We start from the raw sequence: 15,027 nt of genomic DNA on the forward strand, positions 1-15,027 counted from the left end.
TGCGATTGCCGGCGGCCGCGCGTTATCGTAGCGTTGTCGAAACCTGGTTTCCTCGCTTGCCGACATGTTCGCACCGAACGACATCCCGTCGCCGTTTCAGCTGCGCCGCGCCACCATGGACGATTTCGAGTTCGCGGAGACGCTCACGCGCAATAACATGGGTGGCTACTATCTGCGGCATCACCTCGTCTGGCGCGGCGATCTCTTTCTGGCGAGCTATCGCGAGTCGGAGAACTTCATTCTCGAACTCGATGGCGAGGCGATTGGCGTGCTGCGCGTGACGCAGGAGGGCGACTCGCTGCACATTCGCGATGTGCAGATCGCCCAGGGGTATCGCGGCAATGGCGCCGGCACGTTCCTGCTCGATATCTCGCACCAGTGGGCCCGCGAGCGCGGCCTGCGCGAGCTGCAACTGCGCGTGTTCGTCGACAATCCGGCCGCGCGACTTTACTTGCGCATGGGTTATCGCGTGGCGGGTCCGAGGCTTGCGCGCCTGGGCTCGATTCGCCATATGACGCGGCTCGTCTGAGCCTGGCCGCTTTCCCACTTAACGCGTGTCGTCGTCGCGCCCGGCGGCCACGGAATCTTCCGGTTCGTCCGCATCGCGGTCACCCGTGCCGCGCGCGATGAAGGCGCGCGGGCTCTCGCCGAAGGCACGGCGAAACATCGCCGAAAACGCACTCTGGCTCCGGTAGCCGAGTTCCTGCGCCACGACGGCCATCGGGCGTCCCTGATTGAGCAGCGGGATCGCGCGCGCGAGAATCGCCTGCTGGCGCCACTGCGAAAAGCTCACCCCCAGTTCCTGCCGGAAGAGCCGCGCGATCGTGCGCGTGCTCGCGCCCACGTGTGCGGCCCAGTATTCGAGCGAGCCGGGTCCCGCCGGATCGGCGATCAGCGCTTCGCATAACGCGCGCAGGCGCTTTTCCTCGGGCATCGGCACGGCGAGCGGCAGCGGCGCCGAGCGCGTGATCTCGTCGAGCGCCAGCGCGCCGAGCAGGCGCTCACGCGCGGTGGGAATGCCGCGCTCGTCGAGTGCTGCGATCGTCTCGCGCAGCAGGCCTGAGACTTCGACCACGCGACACGCGTCGAGGCCGGGCGGAATCACCGATTCGTCTACGTAGAGCGTGCGCAGGAACGCGTCCTCGACGATCGCCACTTCGTGTGTGATGTGAGGCGGCACCCAGATCGCGCGCGAGGGCGGCACCATCCACGTCGTGCCGGGCGTCGCCATACGCAGCACGCCGCGCGAGGAGTAGGCAAGCTGCGCCCACGCATGCGTGTGCTGCGCGATGCACACACCCGACGGCATGGGACGCGAGCGTACGCGGATCGGATGCGTGGGCGTCGGCGCGAACTCGGGCGGGATATCGACGAGTTCGGCGCGCGGCAGCGCATCGTTGCGTGCATCGCTGGATGCGAAGCGGGGCAGATCCTCTGGCATGACGGGCAGGGCGACGGGTTTGGCGACTAGTGCGCCCATTGTAGACGTCTCGCGCTCGAGGGCCTTGACCGCACGCCATTCGTGGCCGTGCATAATGTGGACGAATCGACGGCGTGCTCGTGTGGCGCGCGCCGTCCTGAAGGAGAGAAAAGCCATGAAATACGTGTTCGTCTACGGCACGCTGCGCGCCGGCGAGATCAACGACATCAACCTCGCGGCCGATCGCAACGCGATCGCGCGCCCGCGTCACCTCGGTCTCGCCACGCTCGCCGGCCGGCTCTTCGACTTCGGCAGTTATCCCGGGATGGTGGCCGGATCGGCGAATGCGCAATCGACGGTCGTCGGCGACGTCTACGAAATCGACGACGCGCTCCTCGCCGTGCTCGACGAAATCGAGCAGGTGTATCCGGGCGTCGACAACCTGTTCGTTTCGCAGGAAGTGGATATCGAGGTGCAGGGCGAACGCATCGCTTGCCTCTACTATCCGGTCGCGTCGGCCGCCATTGCCGGACGCCCCGAGATCGCAGGCGGCGACTGGGTCGCGCATCGGCGCGGGCGCTGACAACTCAAGACGCGGCGCGTGAAAACACCAAGGCCCGGCGGGCTCACACCCGCCGGGCCTTATTCGTCGGCGATTCGTTAGACGTACCGAACGACTAGATCTCTTCGTACAGCGGCAGCGTCAGGAACTCGACGAAGCTTTCCGACGTCGACATCTGTTCGAAGATCTGCGCTGCGCGCTCGTACGGCTTCGTGTCGCCGCCGACCGACGCCTTCACCTTGTCCAGCTCCTGCGGGATCAGTTCGCGCACGAGTTCGGCCGTGACCTTGCGGCCGTCTTCGAGCTTGCCCTTGGGCGAGCGGATCCACTGCCACACCTGCGAGCGCGAGATTTCGGCGGTCGCGGCGTCTTCCATCAGGTTGTGGATCGGCACGCAGCCGTTGCCCGCGAGCCACGAGCCGAGGTAGTGGATGCCCACGTTGATGTTGTTGCGCAGGCCCGTCTCGGTGATCGGCGCTTCCGGACGGAAGTCGAGCAGATCCTTGCCCGTGACGTTCACGTCCCCGCGCTGCTTGCCGATCTGGTTCGGCTTGTCGCCGAGCACCTTCACGAACTCTTCCATCGCGATGGGCACGAGGCCCGGGTGCGCAACCCAGCCGCCGTCGTAGCCATCGGTCGCGTCACGCGCCTTGTCCGAACGCACGCCGCCCATGGCCTTGTCGTTGGCGGCCACGTCGTTCTTGATCGGGATGAGCGCGCTCATGCCGCCGATCGCCGGTGCGTTGCGCTTATGGCAGGTCTTGAGCAGTTCGAGCGCGTAGGCGCGCATGAACGGCACGGTCATCGTGATCTGCGCGCGGTCGGCAAGACAGAAGTCCTTGTCGTTCTTGAACTTCTTGATCGCCGAGAAGATGTAGTCCCAGCGGCCGGCGTTCAGCCCCGAGCTGTGCTCGCGCAGTTCATAGAGGATTTCGTCCATCTCGAACGCGGCGAGGATCGTCTCGACCAGCACCGTCGCGCGGATCGTGCCGCGCGGGATGCCCACACCTTCTTGCGCCGCGACGAAGATGTCGTTCCACAGACGCGCTTCGAGGTGGCTTTCCATCTTCGGCAGATAGAAGTACGGGCCGCTGCCGCGCGAAATCAGTTCCTTCGCGTTGTGGAAGAGATAGAGCGCGAAGTCGAAGATGCCGCCCGACACACGCTGACCGTCCACCGTCACGTGCTTCTCGTCGAGGTGCCAGCCGCGCGGACGCACGATCAGCGTGGCGGTCTTGTCGTTGAGCTGGTAGGTCTTGCCGTTCTGTTCGAGCGAAATCGTGCGGCGCACTGCGTCCTTCAGGTTGAGCTGGCCGACGATCTGGTTTTCCCAGTTCGGCGCGTTCGAGTCCTCGAAGTCAGTCATGTACGAGTCGGCGCCCGAGTTCAGCGCGTTGATGATCATCTTGCGCTCGACCGGGCCCGTGATTTCCACGCGGCGGCATTCGAGATCTTTCGGCAGCGCCGCGATCTTCCAGTCGCCTTCGCGGATCGATTTCGTGTCGGCAAGAAAGTCGGGGCGCTCGCCGGCGTCGAGGCGCTTGGTGCGCTCGACGCGTGCCTTCAGCAGTTCCTGGCGGCGCGGCTCGAATGCGCGGTGCAGCTTCGCGACGAGTTCGAGCGCTTCGGGCGTGAGGATCGTTTCGAAGCCGGGCCGGATGTCAGCCGTGATCTGCATGCCTTGCGGCAGTTGCAACGTGTTCGCCATTTGCTTGCTCCTTGGTCGGTCAGATTGTGAATGTGTGGTTGTTGTGGCTGCGGCGAGCGGCGTGTCTGTCACGCGCCCGGGCTGGGGCGAGGGCGGCTTTGCCGCTCGGGCGCAGCGGTTTCGAGAAAGGCGGCGAGTTCTGTCATGCCGCTGCCGGTGCCATGCGGCGCCACGCCGAGCTCTTCGGCGGGCAAGCGCTGGCGATTGATCCAGAACGTGGTGTAGCCAAACCAGCCGGCGCCCGCGGCGTCCCAGCCGTTCGACGACACGAACACGAGGTCGCGTGGCGCGGCGTCGAAGGCGGCCGAGCCGAGCGAATACGCGGCGGCGGCCGGCTTGTAGGCGCGCACGGCATCGACCGACAGCACGTGGTCGAAGAGGCCGCTCATGCCGGCGCTCTTCACCGCGATGTCGAGCATCTGCGGGTTGCCATTCGAGAGGATCGCCAGGCCCATGCGCGTGCCGTCTTCGCGTGGCTCACGCAGGCAGCGCAGCACGGGCAGCACGTCGGGGAAAGCCGACAGGCAGGCGTATTCGTCCATGAGGCGCTTTTCGCCCGCGCCCGTGAGCGACAGGTTCAGGCGGCGCGCGGCGTAGCGCAGGGCGTCGAGCGTGATGTCCCAGAACGGGCGATAGCGCGCGCCGGCCGGGTCGGAGAGCGTGCGCAACTGCGTGTACTCGATCTGCTTGAGGCGCCACAGCTGCGAGAGCGCCTCGCCCTGGCCGGGGAACATCTGCTCGGCGGCAGCGACGACCGAATGCACGTCGAAAAGCGTGCCGTACGCGTCGAAAACAACTGCCTTGGGAAATCGTGTCGTTGAGGGTGTCGTTGTGGCCGACATAGCCTTGCACTCCATCTTCAGAGGTCGAGATCGATTGTATTCATGAGTCGTATCACTGAAAAAGGCGGGATTGATCACTTGATCTTTTACTTTTACCCACCTAATCTGTCGACCTGCCTTCTCTTTTCCACTGTTTCTGTCGCCCAGTGCGCGCAGCATCCACCGATGGACCGCTTCAAACAGATCGAGACTTTCGTCACCGTGGCCGCCAAGGGTAGCCTGTCCGCCGCCGCCCAGGCCGAGGGCGTGGCGCCCGCCATCATCGGCCGGCGCATCGATGCGCTGGAAGAGCGCCTCGGCGTGAAACTGCTCGTGCGCACCACGCGGCGCATTACGCTCACGTTCGAAGGATCGGCGTTTCTCGAGGACTGCCAGCGCATCATTCACGACATGCAGAACGCCGAGGCGAGTGTGTCCGAGGGCGGCGTGAAGGCGAGCGGGCACCTGCGCGTGTCCGCGCCGGCTGGTTTTGGGCGTCGCCATGTCGCGCCGCTCGTGCCCGATTTCACGGTTGCGCATCCGGACGTGAGCATCGCGCTCGATCTTTCGGACCGGCTCGTCGATCTCGTCAACGAAGGCTTCGACTGCGCCGTGCGCCTCGGTGAATTGCCCGATTCGTCTCTCGTGTCGCTCAAGCTCGGCGAGAACCGCCGCGTGTGCGTGGCGGCGCCCGCGTATCTGTCGCGCCGCGGCGAGCCCGAAACGCCCGCCGACCTCGCGCGCCATAACTGTCTCGCTTTCGGCGCGAGCCTGAACCAGCAGCGCGGCTGGGCGTTCCAGCAGGACGGCAAAGTGGTGTCGATCCGCGTGGCGGGCACGATGGAATGCTCGGACGGCGCGGTGCTGCATGAGTGGTGTCTCGCGGGCCACGGTCTGGCATGGCGCTCGTGGTGGGAAGTCGGCGAGGACATCGCGGCGGGCCGGCTCGTGAGCGTGCTCGACGCATTCGCCGCGCCGCCCATCGGCATTCACGCCGTGTTTCCGCAGCGCCGCCATCTGCCGCTGCGCGTGCGCCTCTTTCTCGACTATCTCAAGCATACCTACGGTCAACCCGGTTACTGGGGATAGGGCGCAGTGCGCGTTTCCGATATCCGGGATGACCCGCACGCATGGCTTGCAGCGATTTATCGCGCACTACAATCGACCCTGAGGGCCCAGGCGCTCGCCCGCGCGAGACGCCTGCTGAGTCTTTGCCCCCCGTTTCGAACCGTGACTTTGATTCTAGCCTTGCCCGTAATCCGATAGACCACGGAGGGCGCCATGTTCAAGCACATCCTCGTTCCGACGGACGGCTCGGAACTGTCGAAGAAAGCGATCAACGGCGCGATCGATCTCGCGCGCACAGTGGGCGCGCGCGTCACGGCCTACGCATGCCTGCCGCAATATCCGTACTCGCCTTACGCCGACGTGGTGATCGAACCGCCCGGGGACTTCCAGACGCGCAGTGAGCGAGAGGCGCGCGTGCATCTGGACGAAATCGAGGCGGCGGCGCGTAGCGCGGGCGTGGTCTGCGACAGCCGCACGAGCGTGCATCCCTCGCCGTATCTCGGCATCATCGAAGCCGCCGAAGCGGGCGGCTGCGATGTCATCTTCATGGCCTCGCACGGGCGTCGCGGGCTGGGCAGCCTGCTGATCGGCAGCGAGACGCAGCGCGTGCTTACGCATACGAAGATTCCGGTGATCGTGTATCGCTAGCTGGCGCTTTTCCAGGTCTCGCGATGAAGCACGAGGCCATGCTCGCCCGCTGCGTTGGCTGAGCGAGCCACGGGCCGGATTCTGTCCAGCACGCGCGGCTTGTGTCCTCTACCGCTTCCTCCCTGAACGCCCTGCGGCATGCGCTCGTCGCCAGGCGGCCGGCGCGCCCCGCCAAGGTACGCGTGCCGGCCGCCTGTTCGTGCGCGGCGGCTGGCGCCGCCGTTGCTGCCGGTGGTCTTACGCCACCTTCTTGTCGAAGAACTGTTCGTCTTCCGTCGAGCCGTGCAGCGCCGTGGTCGACGCTTCGCGCTCGACCGTCTGCGTCACGGCGTCGAAGTAGCCGGTGCCCACTTCGCGCTGATGCTTCACGGCGGTGAAGCCCTTCTCGGCGGCGGCGAACTCCGCCTGCTGGAGTTCCACGAACGCGCTCATGTTCTGGCGTGCGTAGCCGTGCGCGAGGTTGAACATCGAGTAGTTGAGCGAGTGAAAGCCCGCGAGCGTGATGAACTGGAATTTGTAGCCCATCGCGCCCAGCTCGCGCTGGAAGCGGGCGATCGTCGCGTCGTCGAGGTTCTTCTTCCAGTTGAACGACGGCGAGCAGTTGTACGAGAGCAGCTTGCCCGGGAACTGCTTGTGGATCGCTTCCGCGAACTTCTTCGCGAACTCCAGATCCGGCTTGCCCGTTTCGCACCAGATCATGTCGGCGTACGGCGCGTAGGCGAGACCGCGCGAGATGGCCTGCTCGAGGCCGTTCTTCGTGCGGAAGAAGCCTTCGACGGTGCGCTCGCCGGTGAGGAACGGGCGGTCGTTATCATCGATGTCCGAGGTCACGAGGTCGGCGGCTTCCGCGTCGGTGCGGGCGAGCAGCACGGTCGGCACGCCGCAGACGTCGGCGGCCAGACGCGCGGCCGTGAGCTTGGCGACGTTCTCGCGCGTCGGCACGAGCACCTTGCCGCCCATGTGGCCGCACTTCTTCACCGAGGCGAGCTGGTCTTCGAAGTGCACGCCCGCGGCGCCCGCTTCGATCATCGCCTTCATCAGTTCGAACGCGTTGAGCACGCCACCGAAGCCGGCTTCCGCGTCGGCCACGATCGGCTGGAAGTAATCCACGTAGCCTTCGTCGCCGGGGTTCTTGCCTTCGGACCACTGGATCTGGTCGGCGCGCGTGAGCGTGTTGTTGATGCGCTTGACCACCTGCGGCACCGAGTTGGCCGGGTAGAGCGACTGGTCCGGGTACATTTCGCCGGCGAGGTTGGCGTCGCCCGCGACCTGCCAGCCCGAGAGATAGATCGCCTTGAGACCGGCCTTCACTTGCTGCATGGCCTGGTTGCCCGTGAGCGCGCCCAGTGCGTTGATGAACGGCTCGGTGTTCACGCCTTTCCAGAGCTTTTCGGCGCCGTGCTTCGCGAGCGTGTGCTCCGGCTGGAGCGAGCCGCGCAGGCGCACCACGTCTTCCGCCGTGTAGTTGCGCTTGATGCCCTTCCAGCGCGGATCGGTTTCCCATTGCTGTTGGAGTTGCTGAGCTTGCTGTTGACGAGTCGACATGGTGGGCTCCTTCGTTTGCCTGATAAGGGGATCGCTGAAACGAAACTGCTGAACCGCTGAATCGCGGAACGCAAGCGCCGGTGTTCTGGTGTTTCGTTTCGCGAACTCTTATATAAGAGTCTAGGCAAATCGTTCGACGGGCAACAGGCGGGCAATGGGCTTTTTGAAGGTTTTTTATTTAAACAAAATCAATGTGTTATTCAATTTGTTTTGTGATGTGAAACGCAATTTTCCATCTTGCAATGGGTCTCTTTGTGCCACGCAGCACGATTTTTTACGAAGCAAAAAAATTTTTTACATCGTGAAATCTACGCGGAGATAAAAAAAGACCGGTGCCTAAGCACCGGTCCTGGGTATTTCGCTGTGGCGGCGGGGCGGCTCGAAGGCCGCGCCACGCCGTTTCAGGCGATTTAGCTGTCGCGACGCGCGCCACGCGGGCCGTCGTTACGGCGCGCGCCGTAACCGCCACCGCCTTCGCGCGAGCGGCCGTAGCCTTCGCGTTGCTGGCCGTAGCCGCCTCGGTTACCTTCGCCGCGCGAGCCGCCGCCGAAGCCGCCTTCACGCGAACCCGAGTTGTAGCCGCCTTCGCGGGCACCGTAGCCGCCGCGCGAGCCTTCCGGCTTGTTGCCCCAGCTGTTGCCGTTGCGATCGCCGCCGTTGCCGCCATTGCCGCCATTGCCGCCATTGCCGGCACGGGCGCCGTAGCCACCCGGCTTGCCGTTACCGTTGCCGAAGCGACGGCCACCGCCATTGCCGCCACCCGGGCGACCGCGGCCGCCAAAGCCACGGTTGGCCGGCGGCGCCTTGCGCGGCTCGAAGCCTTCCACGACGTTCACCGGCAGCGGCGAACGCACGAAGCGCTCGATACGCTTGAGGGCGCCTTGCTCGGCGTGATGCACGAGGCTCACCGCGGTGCCCGAGCGGCCGGCACGGCCGGTACGGCCGATACGGTGCACGTAGTCTTCGGCGAACTTCGGCAGGTCGTAGTTGAACACGTGCGTGATGCCGGGGATGTCGATACCGCGCGCCGCGACGTCGGTCGCGACGAGCACGCGCACGCGACGCTCGCGCAGCGCACGGATCGTGCGGTTACGCGCGCCTTGCGGCAGGTCGCCGTGCAGCGCGGCGCTTTCGAAGCCAGCGTCGGCGAGCTTGCCGGCGAGCTGGTCAGCGTCCATCTTGGTCGCCGTGAACACGACAGCCTGGTCGAGGCTCTCGTCGCGCAGCAGATGGTCGAGCAGACGATCCTTGTGATCGCGGTCGTCCACGTAGTGCACGGTTTGCGCGATGTTCGAGGCCGCCTCGACCTTGCGCACGATCTCGATGCGCTCCGGGTCCTTCAGCAGGCGGCCGGTGATCGAAGCGATCTTGCCGTCGAGCGTGGCCGAGAACAGCATCGTCTGACGCGTTTCGGGCGTTGCGGCGACGATCGTGTCGATGTCGTCGATGAAGCCCATGTCGAGCATGCGGTCGGCTTCGTCGAGCACGAGCATCTTGAGTTCGGACAAGTCGATGCGGCCGCGCTCGAGGTGATCGAGCAGACGGCCCGGGGTCGCCACGAGAATCTCGGGGTTCTTTGCGAGCAGCATCAGCTGCTGGCCGTAAGCCACGCCGCCGAGAATGCTGACCGTGCGCAGGCGGCGCAGGTGCTTGCCGTACGTCGAAGCAGCCGTGGTCACCTGCATCGCGAGTTCACGCGTGGGCGTGAGGACGAGGAGACCGGGGCGTGCCACCGGTTGCGGACGGCGCTGGCGGCGATCGCCTTGCGGGCCGTTCGCGCCTTGCGGGCGCGGCTCGCGCGGCTGGGCGGCCAGGGCCTTCTGGATCTGCGCGAAGCGCTCGATGGCGGGCAGCATGAAGGCTGCGGTCTTGCCCGAACCGGTCGGGCTCGAGACCAGCAGGTCGCGTCCGGCGATGGCGACAGGAATGGCGCGTTCCTGCACCGGCGTCGGAGCCTTGTAGCCCGCTGCGATCAGCGCGGAGACGATCTCCGGCGACAGACCGAGTGCCGCGAACGCCGCACCGTCGGTCACATCGGCGGCCTGCGCGGGGGCTTCAACGGAAGCGTCGGCGGCGGCGGAAAGACCGAGGGCCTGATCGGCGATTGCGTCCAGGGGGCTTTGGGTATTGCTCGAAGTCATGAAAATCCTTGTTACACAGGAAATAGAACGTCGGCGCCAATCGGCATACCCAAGTCGTCGGATTTTGCGAACAAATCGAAAAACGGGGGCAATCCGCACACAATGGCGGATTTTTCGTTAGAAGCTGTTTTGGGTGCGGCTCAGGCCGGGATTGGCCAGCCGCCAGCCTGATATTGACGGCCCCAAAAACAGGGCCATGGCAGGGGGGGACAGGTTCTAAACTGGATTGGAGCTTAACGCTACGAGGCGTTGTGCTGATCGAACGAGCGACCGGAGCACAACGCAGCGCGCAGTATATCTCGTTTTGTTGCGACGCGCCAGAGCGACGCACCGCGAGGGCACGGGTGCGGCGGTGTGACGCAGGGGGCGGGGCGCCTCAACTCGTCACGCGCGCCTTGTCAGTTGCGCGCGTTCAGCTCGTGGCGCCGCTCTTGAGCGATTCAACCAATTCTACGTATTGCTGCCTGGCCGTTTCCTGCGCGGTGCCTTTCAGCGCGGCCCACGCTTCGTACTTGTACTTGCCGACGATATCCGTGAAGCCGGGCTTGTCGCCGTGCACGTCGCCTTCGGTGGCCTGCTTGAAGAGTGCATAGAGGCGCAGCAGCGTCAGATTGCCGGGGCGCTCCGGCAGTTGCTGCACGTCTTGCTGGGCTTGGGCGAACTGAGTGTTCACGTCGCTCATGATTGTTTCCTCCGCATAGGGGTCCAGGTCAGCGCGCCGATGGTAGCAGCGCAAACCCCGGAAAAGCTGGAGCGATTCCTCCACTCGTGCCGGGCACGGGTGGGCCAGAGGAGGTCATGACGCCTGACGCTTGTGCATCCGGCGGTTGGCGAGAGCCCTGGGCCCGCGCGGAGGGCGGGGCATTACAATAGCGCTCATGACCGAAACCGTGCTGCTTGCCCTCGATACTTCGACCGAATATTGCTCGGTCGCGCTGCTTCGCGTCGCCCCTGGCGGCGCAGATCTTTCTCCCTCTACCGGCGGCGAGGCTGCTACCGCGTCGCGCTCGGAAGTCAGCGTCTGGGTGCGCCACGAAGCCACCGGTGCCGTCTCCAGCACGCGGCTCCTGCCGGCCATTGGCGAATTGTTCGACGAAGCCGGCCTCACGCTCGCCGACTGCGACGCGATCGCGTTCGGCGCGGGCCCGGGCTCCTTCACGGGGCTGCGCACGGCGACGGGCGTGGCACAAGGGCTTGCGTTCGGCCTCGATATCCCGGTGGTGCCCGTGGGCACGCTGCTCGTGTGTGCGGAGAGCGCGAGGCTGCGCGATCCCGCCGCGACCCGCGTGCTGGCCGCGCTCGACGCGCGCATGGACGAAGCCTACTGGGCCGATTACGCGTGGGACGCCGCAGCCGGCGACTGGCGCACGCTGCAGGCCGCATCGCTCGACTCGCCGGAGCACATCGCCGCGCCCGACGCGCCGTTCACGCTGGCGGGCAACGCCGCCGCAGCGTTCGGCGCGCGCCTGACGGCCGCCGCCGCCGCGCGCACGATCGACGCCGAGGCGCTCCCGCACGCGCTGCCGCTGGCGCACGCGGCGTTGCGCGCGTATCGCGCGGGCCGCACGCAACCCGCCGACCAGGCTGCGCCCGAATACGTGCGCAACAAGGTCGCGCAGACCACGGCCGAGCGCCTGGCCGCGAAGGCTGCCGCTCACGGTGGCGCAGGCGGAGAGGGCGCGCAATGAGCGGCGTGCTCATGACCGACCGCTACCTGTCGCCGATGACCGAAAGCGACCTGGACGAAGTCGCGATCGTCGAGCGTTCCGCCTATGAGTTTCCGTGGTCGCGCGGCAACTTCGAAGATTCGCTGCGCAATGGCTACTACGGGCTGTGCATGCGCCATGTCACCGGCACGCTGATCGGTTATTGCGTGCTGATGCCCGTGGTCGACGAGATGCATCTGCTGAATCTGTGTGTTGCGCCTCAGGCGCAGGGCGCGGGCGCGGGGCTCGCCATGCTGCGCGAGGCGGTGCGCATTGCGCGCACGCAGGGGCTCGAAGGCCTGCTGCTCGAAGTCCGGCCTTCGAATCACCGGGCAATCCGGTTGTACGAACAGTTCGGCTTCGTCACGATCGGCCGCCGCAAGAACTACTATCCGGCCCGGCACCACAGCCGCGAGGACGCACTCGTGATGCGTTTTTCTTTTGCAGGGGAGGGCGCGGATGTCGCTCGATGAGATCGCGCTGGAGGAGCTTGGGCTCGCGCCGCGCTGGGTGCGCAAAGGGGCGCGGGGTGCTGCGCCGCTCGAAGCAGCGCGCGACGATGAGGCCGCTGCGCCGTCGTCCGCGGTGACACGCGCGCAAGCCGAGGCGCCGGCGGCGCCGGTGGTGCCGGTCGTGCATCGTCCGGTCGCTGCGGCGGAGCGGTCCGAGATACACCCGGCCGCCGCGGAGCGCTCGCAAGCACCGCAGCCCGTTGCGCGCGCCGCTTCGCCATCGACGCCCGCACCGCATTCATCCGACGAACCGCCGCCCCTCACCGACGAAGATTTCGCCTGGTTCGACACAGTGGCCCAGCCGGTTCTGCCTCACGACGCCGAGCCGGCGCAGGCTGACGGCGCACCGCGCAACGATGTCGCGACGCTCGACTGGGACGCGCTCGCCGAACGCGTGGCCTCGTGCACGCGTTGCCGCCTGTGCGAGAAACGCACCAACACCGTGTTCGGCGTAGGCGATCGCGCGGCCGACTGGATGCTGATCGGCGAGGCGCCCGGCGAGAACGAAGACCGCCAGGGCGAGCCCTTCGTCGGGCAGGCCGGCAAGCTGCTCGACAACATGCTGCGCGCGCTCTCGCTCGCCCGTGGCGAGGACGTCTATATCGCGAACGTCATCAAGTGCCGCCCGCCTGGCAACCGCAATCCGGAACCCGACGAGGTCGCGCGCTGCGAGCCGTATCTGCAGCGGCAGGTGGCGCTCGTGAAGCCGAAGATCATCGTCGCGCTCGGGCGTTTCGCGGCGCAAAGCCTGCTCAAGACCGATGGCAGCATCGCGTCGCTGCGCGGACGCGTCCACGAATACGAGGGCGTGCCCGTCATCGTCACCTATCACCCCGCTTATTTGCTGCGCAGCCTGCACGACAAGGCGAAGGCCTGGACCGACCTCTGTCTCGCCCGCGACACGTGGCGTGCGGCGTCCGGCGGCGAGCAATGAACGCCGCGCGGCCCGCGAACGTATCCGGCGCCCAATGTGCCGGGGGCGACGGCGGGCCGCAAGACGATGCTGGGTCTCAGCGTGTGCCTGGTAGCGGCGCGAACCGCGACATACTCGATCGCCTCGCCGATCCGGCCGTGCGCGATCTCGCGTGGCTGCTTTTCAGCGCGGATCTGTTGCGTGCGCAACCACCGCTAGCTCCATTGGCGCAATGGTGCGCCGATGCCGATGAAGCGCGCGCCACACGCGACTGGCTCGCGCAACTCGATCGCGATCCGGCGCGGCTGCATGAAGCGCTCATGGCCGCGCCGACGCACCGCCTCGGCCGCTATGCCGAAAATCTGCTGGGATGGTTTCTCGCGCATGGACCGGCGGCGCAGCTCGTCGCGCAGAACGTGCCGCTGCGCCGTGCGGGGCTCACGCTCGGCGAGTGCGATTTTCTCGTGCGCACGCGGGCCGGCGAACGTCTGCATTGGGAGCTGGCGGTGAAGTGCTACTTGCACGCAGGCCCCGGCGATGACGCACGTGCGTCGCTCGCCGAATTCGTCGGGCCAAATCTGCGCGATCGCTTTGATCTGAAACTGACGCATCTGCGCGACCGTCAACTGCGTTTAAGCGCACACGAAGAATTCGCTTCGCTGGGCTACGAAGGCCATTGGCTCGCGCAGATGTTCGTGAAAGGCTGGCTCTTCTACCGGGCGGGAGAGGGGGCGCCGTCACGGGTGGAGGACGCCTCCGAGCTGACCGCGGATCATGGGCGTGGCTGGTGGGTGACGTGCTCGGACTGGCCGGCGTTCGCCGGGCAACAGGCCGCCGATGGCTGGAGCGTCCTGCCGAGGCTCGCATGGCTCGCGCCGCGCAGGCTGGCGGACGCGCCCTGCGTCGACCCCAACGCGTTACTCGACGCGTTAGCCCGGCCAGACGAGCCCGCGCTGATTGCGGCATTCACGCCCGACAGCGCAGGCGGCTACCGCGAACAGTCGCGCGGCTTCATCGTTCCCGACGACTGGCCTGCGCGCGCCGCGGCATTTGCACGTCAATAAGCGCGCGCAAGCACGCTCACCACCAGCGCCAGAAGTGATGCACGGGTCCGACGCCATGACCGACGTCGAGCCGCTCACTGGCCTCGAGCGCCGCCGTCAGATACTGCTTGGCTTCGCCAATGGCCGTTGCGAGCGTCCCGCGCTGCGGCCACAGTGCGGCAATCGCAGACGAGAGCGTGCAGCCCGTGCCGTGCGTATTCGTGACCGGCACGCGCGGGCCGCCCAGGCGCAGCGTGCCGCCGGCTTCGATGAGCCAATCGGGGCTGTCCGCGCTGCCCAGATGCCCGCCTTTCATGAGCACCGCCTGCGCCCCGAGCGCGCGCAGCGCTTCGCCTTGCTCGACCATTGCGGCTTCGTCTGCGGCGGGCGGCACGCCGAGCAGCGCAGCGGCTTCCGGCAGATTCGGCGTGACGACGCCCGCTAGCGGCAGCAGCTCCTCGCGCAGCGCAGCGACGGCTTCGGGCGCGAGCAGGGCGTGATTGCTCTTCGAGATCATCACGGTGTCGAGCACGACGCGCGGCGGCTGATGGCGGCGCAGCGCGTCGGCGACGGCGCGCACGATCTGCGCGTTGGCGAGCATGCCGATCTTCACGGCGTCGATGCGGATGTCGTCGAACACAGCGTCGAGCTGCGCGGTGACGAAGCCCGCGTCGGGCGCGTGGATCGCGGTGACGCCGCGCGTGTTCTGCGCGGTGAGCGCCGTGATGACGCTCGCGCCGTACGCGCCGAGCGCGGAGAACGCCTTGAGGTCGGCCTGAATGCCCGCACCGCCGCCCGAGTCGGAGCCGGCGATCGTGAGAACGTTGGAAATCGGTGAAGTCATGGCAGCGTCAGGTGCGCGTCGCGCGCGGCCGGGTCGACAAGACGTGCCGCGCGTGCGCAGGGAAGGATCGATTCAGCAGAGGTGGTGGCCGGCCGG

The 15,027-nt window shown here is 66.6% G+C and carries 15 protein-coding genes; 8 read left to right on the plus strand and 7 right to left on the minus strand.

Annotated elements, in window-relative coordinates; translation table 11 throughout:
• Positions 1–64 precede the first annotated feature (64 nt).
• Entirely contained in the window at positions 65–529 is a 465-nt protein-coding gene (locus tag AB4Y36_RS11135; RefSeq protein ID WP_028204095.1) for a GNAT family N-acetyltransferase, read from the plus strand.
• Between the two features lie 18 nt (positions 530–547).
• Here the strand turns inward: AB4Y36_RS11135 and AB4Y36_RS11140 are convergent, their stop codons facing one another.
• Positions 548–1,480 (minus strand): helix-turn-helix transcriptional regulator, encoded by a 933-nt coding sequence (locus tag AB4Y36_RS11140; protein ID WP_342945855.1) that lies wholly within the window; start codon positions 1,478–1,480, stop codon positions 548–550.
• 115 nt (positions 1,481–1,595) lie between these two features.
• On the opposite strand from AB4Y36_RS11140, the gene AB4Y36_RS11145 reads away from it, so the two are divergent.
• Entirely contained in the window at positions 1,596–2,003 is a 408-nt protein-coding gene (locus AB4Y36_RS11145; protein WP_069265589.1) for a gamma-glutamylcyclotransferase, read from the plus strand.
• A 94-nt stretch (positions 2,004–2,097) separates the two neighbouring features.
• Here the strand turns inward: AB4Y36_RS11145 and aceB are convergent, their stop codons facing one another.
• Positions 2,098–3,690 carry a malate synthase A gene (gene aceB / locus AB4Y36_RS11150; protein ID WP_368682987.1) on the minus strand — a complete coding sequence of 531 codons (1,593 nt, stop codon included), beginning with the start codon at positions 3,688–3,690 and terminating at the stop codon, positions 2,098–2,100.
• 68 nt (positions 3,691–3,758) lie between these two features.
• Positions 3,759–4,532 (minus strand): haloacid dehalogenase type II, encoded by a 774-nt coding sequence (locus tag AB4Y36_RS11155; protein ID WP_368682988.1) that lies wholly within the window; start codon positions 4,530–4,532, stop codon positions 3,759–3,761.
• A gap of 165 nt (positions 4,533–4,697) precedes the next feature.
• Between AB4Y36_RS11155 and AB4Y36_RS11160 the strand changes: the two genes are divergently transcribed.
• Complete coding sequence (locus AB4Y36_RS11160; RefSeq protein ID WP_069265592.1) at positions 4,698–5,600, plus strand: LysR family transcriptional regulator; 903 nt, start codon at positions 4,698–4,700, stop codon at positions 5,598–5,600.
• Between the two features lie 192 nt (positions 5,601–5,792).
• Complete coding sequence (locus AB4Y36_RS11165; protein ID WP_069265593.1) at positions 5,793–6,227, plus strand: universal stress protein; 435 nt, start codon at positions 5,793–5,795, stop codon at positions 6,225–6,227.
• Between the two features lie 237 nt (positions 6,228–6,464).
• On the opposite strand, the gene aceA is transcribed toward AB4Y36_RS11165, so the two are convergent.
• The 3 genes from aceA to AB4Y36_RS11180 form a co-directional block, all read right to left on the minus strand.
• Entirely contained in the window at positions 6,465–7,772 is a 1,308-nt protein-coding gene (aceA, locus tag AB4Y36_RS11170) for an isocitrate lyase (RefSeq protein ID WP_342945852.1), read from the minus strand.
• A gap of 410 nt (positions 7,773–8,182) precedes the next feature.
• On the minus strand, positions 8,183–9,913 hold the full coding sequence (locus tag AB4Y36_RS11175) for a DEAD/DEAH box helicase (RefSeq protein WP_368682989.1): 1,731 nt from the start codon (positions 9,911–9,913) through the stop codon (positions 8,183–8,185).
• A gap of 412 nt (positions 9,914–10,325) precedes the next feature.
• Positions 10,326–10,595, minus strand: a complete 270-nt coding sequence (locus tag AB4Y36_RS11180; protein WP_368682990.1) for an acyl-CoA-binding protein — start codon at positions 10,593–10,595, stop codon at positions 10,326–10,328.
• 196 nt (positions 10,596–10,791) lie between these two features.
• Here AB4Y36_RS11180 and tsaB point away from each other — a divergent pair, with 196 nt between their 5' ends.
• The 4 genes from tsaB to AB4Y36_RS11200 are packed head-to-tail and all read left to right on the plus strand — an operon-like array spanning position 10,792 to position 14,108.
• Positions 10,792–11,601 carry a tRNA (adenosine(37)-N6)-threonylcarbamoyltransferase complex dimerization subunit type 1 TsaB gene (gene tsaB / locus AB4Y36_RS11185; RefSeq protein ID WP_368682991.1) on the plus strand — a complete coding sequence of 270 codons (810 nt, stop codon included), beginning with the start codon at positions 10,792–10,794 and terminating at the stop codon, positions 11,599–11,601.
• The gene (gene rimI / locus AB4Y36_RS11190) at positions 11,598–12,092 is read left to right on the plus strand and encodes a ribosomal protein S18-alanine N-acetyltransferase (RefSeq protein ID WP_069265597.1); all 495 of its coding nucleotides are present in this window, start codon (positions 11,598–11,600) and stop codon (positions 12,090–12,092) included. The genes tsaB and rimI overlap by 4 nt, the downstream gene beginning before the upstream one ends.
• Positions 12,079–13,065, plus strand: a complete 987-nt coding sequence (locus AB4Y36_RS11195; protein WP_368682992.1) for a uracil-DNA glycosylase family protein — start codon at positions 12,079–12,081, stop codon at positions 13,063–13,065. Before rimI ends, AB4Y36_RS11195 begins: the two co-directional genes overlap by 14 nt.
• Positions 13,062–14,108, plus strand: a complete 1,047-nt coding sequence (locus AB4Y36_RS11200; protein WP_368682993.1) for a DUF1853 family protein — start codon at positions 13,062–13,064, stop codon at positions 14,106–14,108. The genes AB4Y36_RS11195 and AB4Y36_RS11200 overlap by 4 nt, the downstream gene beginning before the upstream one ends.
• Positions 14,109–14,124: 16 nt before the next feature.
• Here AB4Y36_RS11200 and thiD read toward each other — a convergent pair whose 3' ends face one another.
• Positions 14,125–14,931: a bifunctional hydroxymethylpyrimidine kinase/phosphomethylpyrimidine kinase gene (thiD, locus tag AB4Y36_RS11205; RefSeq protein WP_342945846.1), complete on the minus strand. Its 807-nt coding sequence runs from the start codon at positions 14,929–14,931 to the stop codon at positions 14,125–14,127.
• Positions 14,932–15,027: the final 96 nt, after the last annotated feature.

It is taken from the genome of Paraburkholderia sp. BR10936, assembly GCF_040965735.1.
In the GTDB taxonomy this organism is placed as follows: domain Bacteria; phylum Pseudomonadota; class Gammaproteobacteria; order Burkholderiales; family Burkholderiaceae; genus Paraburkholderia; species Paraburkholderia nodosa_A.

Coding starts and splice junctions, on each gene's coding strand:
- AB4Y36_RS11135 (WP_028204095.1), top strand. CDS start 65: ATGTTCGCACCGAACGACATCCCGTCGCCGTTTCAGCTGCGCCGCGCC.
- AB4Y36_RS11140 (WP_342945855.1), bottom strand. CDS start 1,480: ATGGGCGCACTAGTCGCCAAACCCGTCGCCCTGCCCGTCATGCCAGAG.
- AB4Y36_RS11145 (WP_069265589.1), top strand. CDS start 1,596: ATGAAATACGTGTTCGTCTACGGCACGCTGCGCGCCGGCGAGATCAAC.
- aceB (WP_368682987.1), bottom strand. CDS start 3,690: ATGGCGAACACGTTGCAACTGCCGCAAGGCATGCAGATCACGGCTGAC.
- AB4Y36_RS11155 (WP_368682988.1), bottom strand. CDS start 4,532: ATGTCGGCCACAACGACACCCTCAACGACACGATTTCCCAAGGCAGTT.
- AB4Y36_RS11160 (WP_069265592.1), top strand. CDS start 4,698: ATGGACCGCTTCAAACAGATCGAGACTTTCGTCACCGTGGCCGCCAAG.
- AB4Y36_RS11165 (WP_069265593.1), top strand. CDS start 5,793: ATGTTCAAGCACATCCTCGTTCCGACGGACGGCTCGGAACTGTCGAAG.
- aceA (WP_342945852.1), bottom strand. CDS start 7,772: ATGTCGACTCGTCAACAGCAAGCTCAGCAACTCCAACAGCAATGGGAA.
- AB4Y36_RS11175 (WP_368682989.1), bottom strand. CDS start 9,913: ATGACTTCGAGCAATACCCAAAGCCCCCTGGACGCAATCGCCGATCAG.
- AB4Y36_RS11180 (WP_368682990.1), bottom strand. CDS start 10,595: ATGAGCGACGTGAACACTCAGTTCGCCCAAGCCCAGCAAGACGTGCAG.
- tsaB (WP_368682991.1), top strand. CDS start 10,792: ATGACCGAAACCGTGCTGCTTGCCCTCGATACTTCGACCGAATATTGC.
- rimI (WP_069265597.1), top strand. CDS start 11,598: ATGAGCGGCGTGCTCATGACCGACCGCTACCTGTCGCCGATGACCGAA.
- AB4Y36_RS11195 (WP_368682992.1), top strand. CDS start 12,079: ATGTCGCTCGATGAGATCGCGCTGGAGGAGCTTGGGCTCGCGCCGCGC.
- AB4Y36_RS11200 (WP_368682993.1), top strand. CDS start 13,062: ATGAACGCCGCGCGGCCCGCGAACGTATCCGGCGCCCAATGTGCCGGG.
- thiD (WP_342945846.1), bottom strand. CDS start 14,931: ATGACTTCACCGATTTCCAACGTTCTCACGATCGCCGGCTCCGACTCG.